We start from the raw sequence: 13,804 nt of genomic DNA on the forward strand, positions 1-13,804 counted from the left end.
AGTAGAACAGGTTCTATTCTTACCATCGCGGAGGCGGTGCTGGTGGGACTAACTCACGCGGTCGAGCAAAGCGAACAGGTTGTCCCAGTGCCGGCGTTCGCCTTCCGCGTGGTAGGCGGCCGTGTCCGACATGGTGAACCCGTGCTCCGCGCCTTCGTACACCTCGGAGGTGTAGCGCACGCCGGCCTTGTCGAGGGCTGCCTCCAGGACCTTGATCTGCTCCGCGGACATCGCGTGGTCCTGGTCGGCGTGGGCGAAGTAGGCCTCACCAGTGATGTTGCCGACGCTCAGGTGCGGGCTGTCCGCGTCGTCGGTGGCCAGGCGGCCGGCGTGGAAACCGGCCACGGCTTTGATGCGGTCCGGATGCGCTTCGATGGCACGCAGGGCGTTGGTGCCACCCATGCAGTAGCCGATCACGACCACTTCGCCCGCGTCCACGCCGGGCTGAGCGGCGAAGAAGTCCAGATAGGACTGGGTGTCGGCGGCGATCGCGGCCGCGGTGAGCTGCTGGATGAACGGCATGATCTTGCCGAAGATCTGGCCCCGCTGGGCGGGATCGTCCATTCCGGCCAGGTCGAACTGCGGGCACCGGCCGCCGCGGTAGAGGATGTTCGGCGCCAGTACGGCGTAGCCCTTCTCGGCCGCGATCCGCTCGGCCATTTCCAAGAGCCTGGGCCGTAACCCGAACGCGTCCTCGAAGAACAGGACACCAGGGAACGGACCATCCCCTTCCGGGACAACAAGATACGAATCGGCCACGCCGTCTTCGGTCGGCACGTCGACCATTGAGGTTCGCATGCTTGCGAATCTAAAGGTTGTCCCGTAATGATCTTGGGTGTAGGTCGGTGGTGGACCAGTGCCCGCCACCAGGTGTGATGTGGATCGATCAGCAGGTCATGGCCAGGTTGCGCATCTGGGCCACGCCACGCAGGGCATACCAGACGCCGTCGCCTTTACGTCGGCAGTTACGGAGAATGTTCCAGGACTTCATATGCGCCAACGCGTGCTCGACCCGAGCACGGATGCTTTTGTGCACCGTGTTCAGATCCTCCTGCCACACGGGAAGGCTGCGTCCCTTACCCGGCTTGCGGTACGGGATGATCACCTCCGGGTTGCCCAGGTAGCCGCCATCGGCCATCACGTTCGCGCCCACGCACTGCTGGTCCACGCCCGAGTCCCGATATGCCCGACTGTCGTGTCGGTTGCCCGGCATGGTGCTCCCGACCGCGACACCCCTGCGGGTGTTGGCGTCGATGACGACCTGCATGTTCACCGAGTATCGGTAGTTCTTGCTGGATGCGGACACGCTGCGGTCGTGGGTGGGGACCAGCGTGCCGTCCACGATCAGAACAGTGTGGGGGCTGTGCGGGATGGTCACCGGCGGGAGCACCAGCAGCGGCGCGACGTGCTCCACAACGCGGTTGGCGGCGGATTTGGAGATCCCGAACAGCAACGCGATCTGCCGGAAGGTCAGGTTGGTGCGGTAGTACACCGCAGTCAGCAACACCCGGTCGGTCAGCGGCAGGCCCCAGCGCCGGCCAACACCGACCTGCTCACCACCCCGACCGGCCACAATGCCCACCAACTCCTGAAACTGCCGGACCGACAAACCCGTGAACACCGACACCCACCCGGGCCGGTCCGCCCTGATCACCTGCTCCACACCATGATCAACGATCAACGGTTCCCGCCATTACGGGACAACCTTTAGTCCTCATCGTCCGGCGCCGCCGGGTTCACTGCCAGCTTTCGCGCCGGTGTCGCAGGCCGTCGAGGATCAGGTCGAGTCCGATGCCGAACTCCTCGGTGTAGACGTAACCGGGTTTCAGGGCGTGGCCGGCGATCATCTCGGCGAGGTGCGGGAACTCGTCGCGGGGCAGCTGACGCAGGATCGAGCCCGCCACGTCCTCCAGGCCGGCCGGGGGCTGGAAGGGCAGGCTGAGCTCCTGGAGGGTGAACCCGTAGATGTAGCTGTCCAGCACCGAGAACGCGTGTGCCGCACCGGCGATCGAGAAGCCCGCCGACCGTAGGCAGCCGATCACCGCGTTGTGGTGGCGCAGAGTCGCATGACCAGGGTTTGTCCGTGAGTCCATCAGGCTGACCGCCCATGGGTGGCGGATCAGAGCGTCGTGCATCGAGACGGCCCGCTGCCGCATCGCGGCCTGCCAGTCGGTGCCGGTGGTGTCGCCGGCCGGTAGCTCGATCTCGCTGAAGACGAGGTCGACCATGCCGTCGAGGATCATGTCCTTGTTGCGGAAGTGGTGGTACAGCGACATGGCCTCGACGCCGAGCTGTTTGGCCAGCTTGCGCGTACTCGGCACACCGGTGCCGTCCTCGTCGGCCAACGCGACCGCCGTACGAAGCACCATCTCCTTGCTGAGCGAGTTGCGGCGCGATGTGCCGGCCGGCTCCGTGGCCACGTAGTCCTCCTGTCTGAGACTTGACAACCTTACACTGCAAGGTTGTACCTTACGGCGTAAGGGTGGCGAACCGAGGAGAGAGTCGTGGCATCGATCGGCGGGAATCAGAAGTTATGCGTTATCGGAGCGTCCGGGAGGCTCGGGCGCTACATGGTGCGGCACGCGTTGGACCGCGGGTACGAGGTCGTGGGCGTGTGCCGGGAGAAGAGCGTGCCCAAGCTCGCCGAGTTCGAGGGACAGATCACGGTGATCCCCGGACCGACCAACGACCGTGCCGTCATCGCGCGTGCGGTCGACGGGTGCGACGCCGTGCTCACGGTGCTGGTGCCGTGGGGGAGGAAGCACTATTCCTCCGGTACGGCCCAGGCTGTGCTCGACTACGCACGTCCAGGCGCCCGTTTGGTGTTCTCATGCGGCTGGCACATCACCCGGGACGGCAAGGACGTGTACTCCCGGAAGTTCCTGTTGTATGCGGCCGCGTTCGGACGGCTGGCCAAACTTCTCCGCGTCGTGGACATCGACGACCAGGTGGAAGCGTGCCGACGGATCTTCGCCAGTGACACCAGCTGGACAGTCGTGCGGGGCAGCGACCTGGAGGAGGGCGAAAGTCAGGGCCTGCCAGTATGGAGCCGGCACGTGGGCGACCCAGTCCTGGCCAGCAACATGACCCGTCGCGTGGACTACGCCCAGTTCATGGTCGAAGCGGTCACAGACGAGAGCCTCATCCACCAGGCTCCAGCCATCGTCGGCCGGCTGACCCCGTCCGCCCTCGCCCACGCAGGCAAACCCGCCTGATTGCGCCGGCCGCGTCGAACTGGCTGAATTGAACGGGTCGGCCTGCACTCAGGGGGCACGTGGTCAAGCGAATGGTTCTCCCGCTCGTGGCGGCAATTGCTGTTCTTGGCCTTGCCGCGATCGGGAGCCTGCTTGTCGGTGCTCAGCCGGTTGGTGTCGGTTCTGCCCTGCGTGTGCTGTTCGCCGACGATCGCAGCGATGCGGCTGTCATCGTGCACGATCTGCGAATGCCTCGCACCCTGCTCGGTGTTTGCACGGGGATCGCGCTTGGCCTTGCCGGTGCGTTGATGCAGTCATTGACGCGCAATCCGATCGCAGATCCGGGCATTCTTGGGGTCAATGCAGGTGCTGCGCTCGGAGTACTGGTCGCTGTGGTGGGGTTCGGTGTCGCTGGGTTCTCCGGGTATGTCTGGTTCGCGTTCCTCGGTGCAATGGTGAGCACCGCGCTGGTCTATCTGATCGGTACTGCCGGGCCACCCACGACTGCGCCGGTCAGACTGGTTCTTGCCGGCACAGCGGTCGGTGCGGCGTTGGTCGCGTGCACCGAGGGCATCATCTTCCTTGACCCCAAGGCTTTCGACGAGTACAGGTTCTGGATCGTCGGGGACGTCGCCAAACCGGATCTCACGGTCACCGGCCAGTTCGCACCATTGCTCGCCGTGGGAGTCGTGCTGGCTTTGCTGCTCGGCCCGGCGCTCAACGCGCTCGCACTGGGCGACGAAATCGGTGGCGCCCTTGGTGTCCGGATTGCCCGGACCAGAGTACTGACCGGTGTCGCGGTACTTCTGCTCGCCGGTTCGGCGACGGCGGCGGCCGGGCCGATCGCGTTCGTGGGACTCGTGGCACCGCATCTGGCCCGGCCGGTCACGGGCGCCGACCAACGGTGGCTGCTGCCCTATTCGGCTGTCATCGGCGCGATCGTGGTCCTGCTGGCGGACATCCTCGGCCGGGTGGTCCTGCCCTCGGGCGAACTCCGGGTATCGATCATGACAGCGATTGTCGGCGCTCCCTTCTTCGTGGTCCTCATCCGCAGGAAACGAGCCACCGCATGACCACACGGGTCGTGCGGGTCGCCGGCCTGTCGGTGCGCTATTCACTGCGCGCGTTCGCAATGTCGGCATTGCTCGCGATCCTGCTCGCAGTGCTCTGCGGATACGCACTGACCGTCGGCAAATTCGAGATCCCGGTCGGGCAAGTACTCACGATGCTGGTGGGAAACCCTGGGCCTCAAGGCATCGACTACGTGTTCTGGACAGTGCGCATGCCACGGGTGCTTACGGCGGTGCTCGTCGGTGTCATGTTCGGTGTCGCGGGTGACATCATTCAAAGCCTGTCCCGCAATCCGTTGGGCAGCCCGGATGTCCTCGGCTTCGGGGGCGGTGCCGCGACCGGAGCGCTCCTGCAGATCCTGGTCTTCGGTGCGAGCGCTTCTGCGGTCGCCGGTGGCGCGATCGTCGGTGCCTTCGCCACCGCGGCGGTGGTCTATTTGATCGCCTACCGCCGCGGTGTCATCGGCTATCGGCTTGTCCTGGCGGGTATCGGCATCGCCGCGTTGCTCACCGCGCTGAACCGGTATCTGCTGATCACGGCCGAGCTGAACGACGCCTACCGTGCTGCGGTGTGGCTGACCGGAAGCCTGCTGGACCGGACGTGGGAGCACGTCACCATCGCGACGGTCGCGGCCGGATCGCTGATACCGGCGGCACTTCTGATGTCCAGGCGGCTGACTTTGCTGGAGATGGGCGACGACACCAGCGCGAGCCTTGGCGTCGCCCCCGAACGCAGCAGGGCAGTCCTGTTCGTGATCGCCGTGGGCCTCACCGGTGCCGCGGTCGCCAGCGCCGGGCCGATCGCGTTCATCGCCTTGGCCGCTCCGCACATCGCGCGGCGCATGGTCCATGCTGCCGGTCCCAGCTTGATTGCTTCGGGCTTGGTCGGTGCAATCCTGCTACTGGGCGCGGATCTGGCGTGCCAGCAGGTGTTCCCGACCGGTGACCTGCCCGCCGGAGTGGCCACGGGCGCACTCGGCGGGCTGTACCTGGCCATTGTGCTGGGCACCCGGTGGCGCTAACCCAGTTTCGGCATGATCTGGTCGAGATCGGCGAGCATCGCACTGGCCGCGGACGTCGAGCCGCCGTCCCACCATGACGTCCTCGGCACCTCGAACACCTTGCCGCCCTGCACCGCGGGCAACCGCTTCCACAAGTCACCGCTGGTGTACTTGACGAACGTAGAGGTGACCTGGCCGCCTTCGAACGCTCCGCCGCCGGTGAAATGGATGATCACATCGGCGTCGGCGAGCACTCCGACCTGCTCCGGCGACAGCCTTGTGTACGTGTCACCCGCCTTGGCAGGCGCGCTGGACGCCGTGCGCTGGACTCCCGCGTCGGTGAGCACACGTGACGGGAAGATGACCGAGTCGGTGATGATTCTGAGCTCGTCGGTGGTGAACCTGAGCAACGCGACTTTTCTCGTGGTGAGTACCTGCTTGTTGCGTTCCCGAAACTCCGACGCGCGAGCACGGTACTCGTCCAGCTTGCGTTGCTGGGCATCGCGCACACCGAAAATGTCGGCGACCGTCAGCGCCGCGTCGTACCACTCGACCTTGTCGCGGGTGTTCGCGTAGGCGACAGTCGGGGCCAGACCGGACACCGCGGGATACTTGTCCTGCAGGGACGCGGTGTTGCCGATGATCAGGTCCGGCCCGAACGTCGCGAGCTTCTCGATGTCCACCTGGCCGAACCCCAAGTGCTCGAACGGGTGAGCGGGCGCCGGCAGGTACGGCGGCACGGGCGGGTTGGCGTCCAGCGTTGCCGAAGCGACCAACGGGATCCCGTGCTCGAGAGCGATCTGCAACGCCTGCCCTGGATCGAGCGCGATCACTCGTTTCGGGGATATCGGGACTTCGCTCTTGCCGTACGGGTGGGTGACCGGCTTTGTCGCCCCAGGGCCGGGAGCCGGTGACTGCGTGCCCGGCCCGCATCCACTGGAAGCCAAGGCTGCGGCGCCGATCGCCGCCAGAAACGTCCGCCTGCGCAACAGCATGGCTCCTCCCTGGGCAGCCGTGGACATGTGTCCATCTTCCCCGAATTCCCGGGCTGACTACAAGCAGTGACCGACGTGGCCGATCGTCTACTGGCCGGACTCCCGGGCCTGTTCGTCCGGCCAGATTCCCGTCCCGTCGATGATCTCGCGGCTACCGTCGGTGGCACTGAGCCACGTGCCTGGAGAGAACCCACCAGTGGAGCGTGAGATGGTCACTGTCACCGATCTCGGTCTTGTGCTGACCGACGACGCGCTGAAACAACGCCTGGAACAGACGATCGCCACGGCAGGCCGATGTGGACAGTCCTGGTTGGATACCGGAATGCTCCCGTTGCTGACCCGGCCGGGCAAACGGCTGCGGCCGGCCCTGGTGTTCGCGTCAGCCGCGTGCGGCGGCCCCGCCGACACTTCGGACACGATCAAGTGCGCCGCCTCCGTGGAGCTGATGCATCTCAGCTCGTTGATCCACGACGACCTGATGGACGAATCCGCCTCCCGTGGTGGCGTGCCCACGTTGCACGTCACCATCGGGCGGGACGCGGCCATCCTGGCCGGCGACTACCTGCTCGCCGCCGGTGGCGGGCTGGTGGCCGGGTTCTCCGGTGAGGCCGCGGCAATCTGGCACCGGGGATACGCCCAGCTGTGTGTCGGGCAGGCCAAGGAAACGAGCAATCGGTACCGGGCCGACACCACGATGCCGGAATATCTGGCTGCTGTGCGTGGAAAGACCGCGACGCTGATGAGCATCGCGTGCCGCCTGGGTGGCCTGTGCTCCGGGCTTACCGTGCCGCAGACCGGTGCGCTGGCGGATTTCGGAGACGCGTTCGGGATGGTCTTCCAGCTTATCGACGATCTGATGGATGTCGTGTCCACCGAGCGGTTGTGGCGCAAGCCGGTGCGTCAGGACATGGCCAACGGAGTTTACACCGCGTGCACGATCGCAGCGCTCGCCGACCCGCGCTCACGACTGCGCGACCTGCTAGGAGAGCAGATGACTACGGCTCAGATCGAGCAGGCGCACGACGAGGTCTGTGAGTTCGGTATGACGGCCGCCCTCGACCTGATCGAAGATCACGTCCACCGCGCGGAGACCGCGCTGGGCGCCCTGCCCCCGTCGACTGCACGCGCCCGGCTGGCCACGCTGCCGCGCCGGTACGTCTGCGGTGCTCTGGCCAACAAGGTCGCCCCGGGCTACCAGCGAATGGTCTCATCCCCTGTGTACACGAACGCCGGATGAGCCAGGCATGACAACGCCAGTCGTACTTTGCGAGCTCGCCGCCGAGAGCGCGGCGACCGTGACTCACGGCGTGACCATGCTGGCCGGTGCGGCCGGGTCTCTCCTGGCAGCGGTCGAAGAGCTCAACGCCGGAGCAGTTGCCGTGCGCGGTCGACCTTCGCCTGCTGGTGTCACCATTGCTGCCGAGGTAACGGGTCCAGGTTGGGGCCGGCGCTGCCCGTCGGCACCGATACTGGCCGGTGAATTCCGGCGTCGGGGATGCCCCGCCACGGTGGTGCGGACGCACACCGATCCGGATACCGCCGAACTGACGAGGCAGATCATTGACTCTGGGCGTCCGGCCGTTTTGGTGGGAGGCGAGGAGCCGGCTGTTCTCACTGCGCTGTCGGCATGGGGTGCGGCTGCCGGTAGTCGACGAATTCTGTTGGCAGGGCCGCGATCCTTCTGCGCGGGAGTGGAACGTGCCATCGAGATCGTGGACCGGGCGCTGACCCGGCACGGCAGGCCGGTGTATGTACGAAAGCAGATCGTGCACAACCTGCATGTGGTGCAGGAACTCGAACAACGCGGTGCGATCTTTGTCGACGAACTGGCCGAGGTACCGACGGGTTCGGTTGTCGTTTTCTCGGCACATGGCGTTTCGCCCGCTGTGCGGCTGCAGGCGCTTGACCGGCGATTGCAAGTGGTCGATGCGACGTGTCCGCTGGTGACCAAAGTGCACAGTGAAGCAAAGCGGTTCGCCGCACGCGGGGACACCATCGTGCTCGTCGGGCATGCTGGGCACGAGGAGAGCGAAGGGACGTTGGGGGAGGCACCGGACCGTACTGTGCTCGTGCAGAACGAGCAGGATGTCGATCGGCTGGAGATCGACGGGCCGGTGTCGTATCTGACCCAGACCACGCTGGCGGTGGACGAGGCCGGTCGCGTGGTCGATGCATTGCGGGCCCGGTACCCGCATTTGACCGGGCCGAGCACCGAGGACATTTGTTACGCGACCACCAACAGGCAGGACGCTTTGCGTGCGGTGGTCGCGGACGCCGACCTGGTGCTCGTGATCGGCTCGGTGAACTCGTCCAACTCGGTTCGCCTGGTCGAACTGGCGCATCGGCACGCAACCGCGGCCCATCTCATCGACGACGCCAGTGACATTGATCCCGCATGGCTGGCTGGTGTTCACACGGTCGGCCTCACAGCGGGTGCGTCGGTGCCGCCGAGGCTGGTGACCGAAGTGATCGGCGCGTTGGGTGGCTTCGGCGAGACGACCGTGCAGGAGCGGCAGGTCGCCGCCGAGACGATCCGGTTCGGACTACCGAAGGACATGCGTACCGAGGCAGGAGGCAGGCGATGACCCTGTTGAAGTCGGTTGAGCGGCCGGCGGATCTGCGCCGGTTCGACCGCGCCGGACTGGACCTGCTGGCTGCCGAGATCCGGCAGGTGCTGGTCGGCACGGTGTGCCGCACCGGTGGCCATCTCGGGCCGAATCTCGGGGTGGTCGAATTGACCATCGCTTTGCACCGGGTGTTCACCTCACCGGTCGACCCGATTGTCTGGGACATCGGGCATCAGGCCTACGTGCACAAGCTGCTGACCGGCAGGCAGGACGAGTTCGCCTGGCTGCGGCAGGCTTCCGGTCTGAGTGGATATCCCAGCCGCGGCGAGTCCGGGCACGACGTCATGGAGAACTCGCACGCGTCCACCGGACTGGCCTATGTGGACGGACTGGCTCGGGCTTTCGAGTTGCGCGGTGAGCAACACAGAGTACCTGTCGTCGTGATCGGTGATGGCGCCCTGACCGGCGGTATGGCATGGGAAGCGCTGAACAACATCGGTGCCGCGCGCACCCGGCCGATGGTGATCGTGGTCAACGACAACGGTCGATCGTATGCCCCGACCGTCGGCGGATTGGCCGAACATTTCGCGAAACTGCGGCGGCACCTCGGCGGGGGCTCGATCTTCACCGAGCTCGGGCTGGACTATCTGGGACCGGTCGACGGGCACGATGTCACCGAACTTCAGGACGTGCTCGAACAGGCACGGGACCTCGCTCGCGTGCGTCGTCGCGCCGTGATGGTGCACTGTCTGACTGTCAAAGGAAAGGGATACTCGTACGCCGAATCGGACGAGGCCGACTGCATGCACGCCATCGGAGTCTTGGACCCCAAGACCGGGGCCGCGGCTGCACGTGCCGCGACCTGGACGGATGTGTTCGGCACCGAGATCGCCCGGCTGGCCGCGGACCGGGACGACCTGGTCGGGATCACCGCTGCGATGTTGCGGCCGGTGGGCTTCGCGGAACTGGCGGAGGCGTTCCCCGGCCGGGTGGTGGATGTGGGCATGGCCGAGCAGCACGCGGTCACCATGGCGGCCGGGCTGGCGATCGGCGGGATGCATCCGGTGGTCGCCGTGTACGCGACGTTCTTCAACCGAGCCTTCGACCAGGCCCTCATGGACGTCGCATTGCACCGACTGCCGGTCACCTTTGTACTCGACCGGGCCGGTGTGACGGGGGAGGACGGTCCCAGTCACCACGGGATGTGGGACCTCACACTGATGAATCTCATCCCTGGCATGCGGGTCGCGGCTCCTCGCGATGCCGCCACCTTGCGAGCTGAGCTGACCGAGGCAGTGAATGACCACAGTGGTCCTACGGCGTTGCGCTTCCCGAAGTCCGCGATTGGGTCTGATCTTTCAGCGGTGCGCCGGATCGAGGGAATGGATGTGCTCGCCGAGGGGCAACATCCGGATGTTCTGGTGGTTTCGGTCGGTGCAATGGCCGAATCCTGCCTTCGCGCGGCGGACATGCTCGCCGAGCATCGGATCGGTGCAACCGTGGTCGATCCCCGCTGGGTGCTTCCGATCAATCCCGCATTGGCAGGCCTCGCCGCAATGCATCGCCTGGTGGTCATCGTCGAGGACAGCAATCGGGCCGGTGGTGTCGGTACAGCGGTCACCCAGTTCTTACGAGATCACCACCTGACCACGCCGGTGCTCGGGATCGGTCTGCCGCCCCGGTTCCAGCCTGCGGGCAAGCGGAAGGATCTGCTCGCGGAGGCCGGGCTCGACGCGGCCGGCCTGGCAAGCCGGATCATGTCGGCACTTGCCGGGGACAACGTCATGGCATTGCGGCGCAATCGAGACGCGGAAGTGCGGGTGACAGCATGACTTCGAACGTGACCACCCCAACGTTGAGGGGGATACAACGCGCGGTTGATCTGGGGTTGCCGTCATTGCCGCCGCCGGTCTTGTCAGAGAGGCGTAAGACCCGGCAGTTGATGGTCGGTTCGGTCGGTGTGGGCAGTGAGTTCCCGGTCTCGGTGCAGTCGATGACCACGACCGTGACCGCGGACGTGAACGCCACCCTGCAGCAGATCGCGGAGCTGACCGCGGCGGGCTGTGACATCGTGCGGGTGGCCTGCCCGTCGCAGGACGACGCCGAAGCGTTGCCGGCGATCGCGCGCAAGTCGCAGATCCCGGTGATCGCCGACATCCACTTCCAGCCGAAGTACGTCTTCGCCGCGATCGAGGCCGGGTGCGCCGCGGTGCGGGTCAACCCGGGCAACATCAAGAAGTTCGACGACAAGGTCAAAGAGATCGCGGCCGCGGCGCGCGACCACGGCACGCCGATCCGCATCGGGGTGAACGCGGGTTCGCTGGATCCGCGGCTGCTGGCCAAGTACGGCAAGGCGACGCCCGAGGCGCTGGTGGAGTCCGCGCTGTGGGAGGCGTCGCTGTTCGCCGAGCACGACTTCCACGACATCAAGATCTCGGTCAAGCACAACGACCCGGTGGTGATGATCCGGGCGTACGAGTTGCTGGCGGAGTCGTGTGACTACCCGTTGCACCTGGGTGTGACCGAGGCCGGTCCGGCGTTCCAGGGCACGATCAAGTCCGCGGTGGCCTTCGGCGCGCTGCTGCGCCAGGGCATCGGCGACACGATCCGGGTCTCGCTGTCCGCGCCGCCGGTGGAGGAGGTCAAGGTCGGCACGCAGATCCTGCAGTCGCTGAACCTGCGGCCGCGCAAGCTGGAGATCGTGTCGTGCCCGTCGTGCGGCCGGGCACAGGTGGATGTGTACAAACTGGCCGATGAGGTCACGGCGGGCCTGGAGGGGATGGAGGTTCCGCTCCGGGTCGCGGTGATGGGGTGTGTCGTGAATGGACCGGGCGAGGCCCGGGAGGCCGATCTGGGCGTGGCGTCCGGCAACGGCAAGGGTCAGATCTTCGTGCGCGGCAAAGTCATCAAGACCGTGCCCGAACACCAGATCGTGGAGACCCTGATCGAAGAGGCGATGCGCATCGCCGAGGACATGGCCCCGGGCGAAGGGACACCGATCGTCGATGTCCAGCCGTGACGTCCGGCACAAGGGCGTGCCGATGTCGTTGACGTGGCTGAATCTGGCGTGCCTGCCGGATGTCGGGACCATCAGTTCCGCGAGCGTCGTTCCGGTGACCGCGGATGGGAAGATCGTGCTCGCGAAGCTCGCGCGAGGATTGGAGATTCCTGGGGGAGATGTGATCGTGTCCGACCCGGACATCGAGGCGGCGGCCCGGCGTGAGGCATGGGAGGAGACATGCATCCGCCTCGGGCCGCTGGTGCTCATCCAGCTTGTCCGGGTCGAACAGAACACGCCGCTGGCGGTCGTCCGGCACGTCGTGGTCTATGCCGGACGTGTGACGTCGATGCCGACGTTCGTCCAGGAGAACGAATCCGCCGGCCGCGTGGTAGTCAGTCCGGACGAGTACATTGAAAGAGTCGGGTTCGGGCACGCCGACGACCGCCGTCTCCTGGTGACACAGGCGATGGCGGCCGTGCGGTGACTGTTACCGGTGGCTGGCGTACCAGAAGCACGCTGCGGCAAGCGTGGCCTCCACGACTCGGTGTGGAGCGTAGAGCACCTTTCCGATCCATAGTTCAGGATGAGCCGGGCTTGTTTCCTGCCAATGCTCGTGCACGAAACGCATTCCTTTGTGCAGAGCCGGTTCGACGTATGCGTGCGCGTCCGCGACCGTCATCAGGGCCACCAGCGCATAGCCGGTTTCTTCCAACGTGCCACCGGCCAGACCCCAGGAGCCGTCGTCATGCTGCGTGGCAAGGATCCAGTCCACGGCGGCTTCACACAGTTGCTCGTCCAGGCCATGCAGCACGGGAACGGCATGGCCTGTCGGATACAGCGGTGACAGGTGCCATTTGTCCACCCAGTAGGCGTTGTCCAGCCGCATTGACCGCAGGTGGTTCAGCACGATCTCGATCTGGCCGGCCATCCCGGCCCGGTCCAGCACCAGCGCACCGAGGACGTGCACGTTGGTGCTGACCGAGATGCCCCGCTCCAGCTCGAAGGTGACGTAGCCGTGAGGAGTCTCGAAGGCGCTCAGCACAGTGAGATCGACCGGGAAACCACAGTAGCCGAGCACGGGCAGGACCATGCCGGTGTCGTCGGCGTCCGGAGGCAGCCCGGCCGACGGACCGATCCCTTGACCGGTGATCGATGCGGCCAACCGTGCGACATGCGGCCGCAACTGGTCGGCGGGCACACCACAAAGCATGAAGGCGTTGAAGGTCCACGCGTCGTCGAAGGTACGGTACGGGTAGACGGTGGGCACACCGCCGGAGCCGGTGGCGCGCAATACAGTGTTGAAATAGTCCAGGCTGGCGGGGGATCGCAGCTGCTGGTAGGCCGCTGCGGTCGCGGCTGGCGAGCATCCGAAGGAACCGTCCGGCGCCTGCAGGCCAGGGAGCGCCGAGCGCGGCCACCGGTCACCGAATGTCTCCAGTGAGTGCACCAGGGTGGTGACGCGTTCGAATGCCTGGATGGGAACCTTCGCCATCTTGTTCGCGTGCTCGTCGAACACCCAGGAGATCTGCTCGGCCGGCAGCCGCATGCCCAGCCCGGCCGCGCGGACCAGGAGTGTGGGCACGATCAGCTCGAAACCGATGGTCTCTAGTGGGTCGTCCGGTCGCAGTGATCCGGCTGCCTGCCGGAGAAACCGCACGCCACGGTCGATGATCTCCCGGACACCGGTGCCCGGCAGGTCGGCAGGATGGTCGCGGTCGATCTCGGCCAGTGCGACGACAGCGGCGAGGGTACAGACGAAGCGATCGTGCGGTGCCGGGATCGTCGCACCCCAGGATCCGTCGTTGTGCTGGCTGCTCACCAGCCAGTCTATTGTGGAGGGATACAGCGGTTCGGCGCCGTCCGGTGTCCGCAGGCCGGCCAGGGCAGCGGTGTCGTACGCGCTGGTGGAAATGGATGTGATCTTGGGTTCGGGAAGAAGTTGGCGCACCCGGGACAGGGTTTTCGGGAGCAGCACG

General features: G+C 66.1%; 14 protein-coding genes. 8 read left to right on the plus strand and 6 right to left on the minus strand.

All coding sequences use genetic code 11. The features are described 5' to 3' along the window. Positions 1 to 48: 48 nt before the first annotated feature. The 3 genes from JOF56_RS33775 to JOF56_RS33785 all read right to left on the minus strand — a co-directional run bounded on the left by JOF56_RS33775 (position 49) and on the right by JOF56_RS33785 (position 2,420). Positions 49 to 798 carry a dienelactone hydrolase family protein gene (locus JOF56_RS33775; protein WP_209643499.1) on the minus strand — a complete coding sequence of 250 codons (750 nt, stop codon included), beginning with the start codon at positions 796 to 798 and terminating at the stop codon, positions 49 to 51. 88 nt (positions 799 to 886) lie between these two features. Further along, on the minus strand, positions 887 to 1,663 hold the full coding sequence (locus tag JOF56_RS33780; RefSeq protein WP_209648478.1) for a transposase: 777 nt from the start codon (positions 1,661 to 1,663) through the stop codon (positions 887 to 889). Between the two features lie 73 nt (positions 1,664 to 1,736). Continuing rightward, complete coding sequence (locus JOF56_RS33785; protein WP_307855377.1) at positions 1,737 to 2,420, minus strand: TetR/AcrR family transcriptional regulator; 684 nt, start codon at positions 2,418 to 2,420, stop codon at positions 1,737 to 1,739. An 84-nt stretch (positions 2,421 to 2,504) separates the two neighbouring features. Between JOF56_RS33785 and JOF56_RS33790 the strand changes: the two genes are divergently transcribed. From JOF56_RS33790 to JOF56_RS33800, 3 genes are all read left to right on the plus strand, one after another. After that, positions 2,505 to 3,215 carry an NAD(P)-dependent oxidoreductase gene (locus JOF56_RS33790; protein ID WP_307855378.1) on the plus strand — a complete coding sequence of 237 codons (711 nt, stop codon included), beginning with the start codon at positions 2,505 to 2,507 and terminating at the stop codon, positions 3,213 to 3,215. A 71-nt stretch (positions 3,216 to 3,286) separates the two neighbouring features. Next, a complete protein-coding gene (locus tag JOF56_RS33795; protein ID WP_209643500.1) occupies positions 3,287 to 4,267 on the plus strand; it encodes a FecCD family ABC transporter permease in 981 nt (326 codons plus the stop codon). Further along, positions 4,264 to 5,286, plus strand: a complete 1,023-nt coding sequence (locus JOF56_RS33800; protein ID WP_245378496.1) for a FecCD family ABC transporter permease — start codon at positions 4,264 to 4,266, stop codon at positions 5,284 to 5,286. Before JOF56_RS33795 ends, JOF56_RS33800 begins: the two co-directional genes overlap by 4 nt. Here JOF56_RS33800 and JOF56_RS33805 read toward each other — a convergent pair. Continuing rightward, entirely contained in the window at positions 5,283 to 6,260 is a 978-nt protein-coding gene (locus tag JOF56_RS33805; protein WP_209643501.1) for an ABC transporter substrate-binding protein, read from the minus strand. The genes JOF56_RS33800 and JOF56_RS33805 overlap by 4 nt on opposite strands. A gap of 87 nt (positions 6,261 to 6,347) precedes the next feature. Then, a complete protein-coding gene (locus JOF56_RS59655; protein WP_281065524.1) occupies positions 6,348 to 6,476 on the minus strand; it encodes a hypothetical protein in 129 nt (42 codons plus the stop codon). Here JOF56_RS59655 and JOF56_RS33810 point away from each other — a divergent pair. The 5 genes from JOF56_RS33810 to JOF56_RS33830 are packed head-to-tail and all read left to right on the plus strand — an operon-like array spanning position 6,469 to position 12,312. Next, a complete protein-coding gene (locus tag JOF56_RS33810) occupies positions 6,469 to 7,497 on the plus strand; it encodes a polyprenyl synthetase family protein (RefSeq protein WP_209643502.1) in 1,029 nt (342 codons plus the stop codon). The two genes, JOF56_RS59655 and JOF56_RS33810, sit on opposite strands and share 8 nt — an antisense overlap. A gap of 7 nt (positions 7,498 to 7,504) precedes the next feature. Beyond that, positions 7,505 to 8,845, plus strand: coding sequence for a 4-hydroxy-3-methylbut-2-enyl diphosphate reductase (gene ispH / locus JOF56_RS33815; RefSeq protein ID WP_245378497.1), 1,341 nt, complete (start codon positions 7,505 to 7,507; stop codon positions 8,843 to 8,845). Further along, a complete protein-coding gene (locus JOF56_RS33820; RefSeq protein WP_209643503.1) occupies positions 8,842 to 10,659 on the plus strand; it encodes a 1-deoxy-D-xylulose-5-phosphate synthase in 1,818 nt (605 codons plus the stop codon). Before ispH ends, JOF56_RS33820 begins: the two co-directional genes overlap by 4 nt. Further along, positions 10,656 to 11,846, plus strand: coding sequence for a flavodoxin-dependent (E)-4-hydroxy-3-methylbut-2-enyl-diphosphate synthase (ispG, locus tag JOF56_RS33825; protein ID WP_209643504.1), 1,191 nt, complete (start codon positions 10,656 to 10,658; stop codon positions 11,844 to 11,846). Before JOF56_RS33820 ends, ispG begins: the two co-directional genes overlap by 4 nt. After that, a complete protein-coding gene (locus JOF56_RS33830) occupies positions 11,833 to 12,312 on the plus strand; it encodes an NUDIX hydrolase (protein ID WP_209643505.1) in 480 nt (159 codons plus the stop codon). Before ispG ends, JOF56_RS33830 begins: the two co-directional genes overlap by 14 nt. A gap of 3 nt (positions 12,313 to 12,315) precedes the next feature. On the opposite strand, the gene JOF56_RS33835 is transcribed toward JOF56_RS33830, so the two are convergent. Beyond that, on the minus strand, positions 12,316 to 13,803 hold the full coding sequence (locus tag JOF56_RS33835) for a prenyltransferase/squalene oxidase repeat-containing protein (protein WP_209643506.1): 1,488 nt from the start codon (positions 13,801 to 13,803) through the stop codon (positions 12,316 to 12,318). Between the last annotated feature and the right edge of the window lies 1 nt (position 13,804).

It is taken from the genome of Kibdelosporangium banguiense (genome assembly GCF_017876405.1).
Lineage (GTDB): Bacteria > Actinomycetota > Actinomycetes > Mycobacteriales > Pseudonocardiaceae > Kibdelosporangium > Kibdelosporangium banguiense.

Excerpts from the sequence above, each read along its gene's own strand:
- JOF56_RS33775 (WP_209643499.1), bottom strand. The coding sequence starts at position 798 with ATGCGAACCTCAATGGTCGACGTGCCGACCGAAGACGGCGTGGCCGAT.
- JOF56_RS33795 (WP_209643500.1), top strand. The coding sequence starts at position 3,287 with ATGGTTCTCCCGCTCGTGGCGGCAATTGCTGTTCTTGGCCTTGCCGCG.
- JOF56_RS33800 (WP_245378496.1), top strand. The coding sequence starts at position 4,264 with ATGACCACACGGGTCGTGCGGGTCGCCGGCCTGTCGGTGCGCTATTCA.
- JOF56_RS33805 (WP_209643501.1), bottom strand. The coding sequence starts at position 6,260 with ATGCTGTTGCGCAGGCGGACGTTTCTGGCGGCGATCGGCGCCGCAGCC.
- JOF56_RS33810 (WP_209643502.1), top strand. The coding sequence starts at position 6,469 with ATGGTCACTGTCACCGATCTCGGTCTTGTGCTGACCGACGACGCGCTG.
- ispH (WP_245378497.1), top strand. The coding sequence starts at position 7,505 with ATGACAACGCCAGTCGTACTTTGCGAGCTCGCCGCCGAGAGCGCGGCG.
- JOF56_RS33820 (WP_209643503.1), top strand. The coding sequence starts at position 8,842 with ATGACCCTGTTGAAGTCGGTTGAGCGGCCGGCGGATCTGCGCCGGTTC.
- ispG (WP_209643504.1), top strand. The coding sequence starts at position 10,656 with ATGACTTCGAACGTGACCACCCCAACGTTGAGGGGGATACAACGCGCG.
- JOF56_RS33830 (WP_209643505.1), top strand. The coding sequence starts at position 11,833 with ATGTCCAGCCGTGACGTCCGGCACAAGGGCGTGCCGATGTCGTTGACG.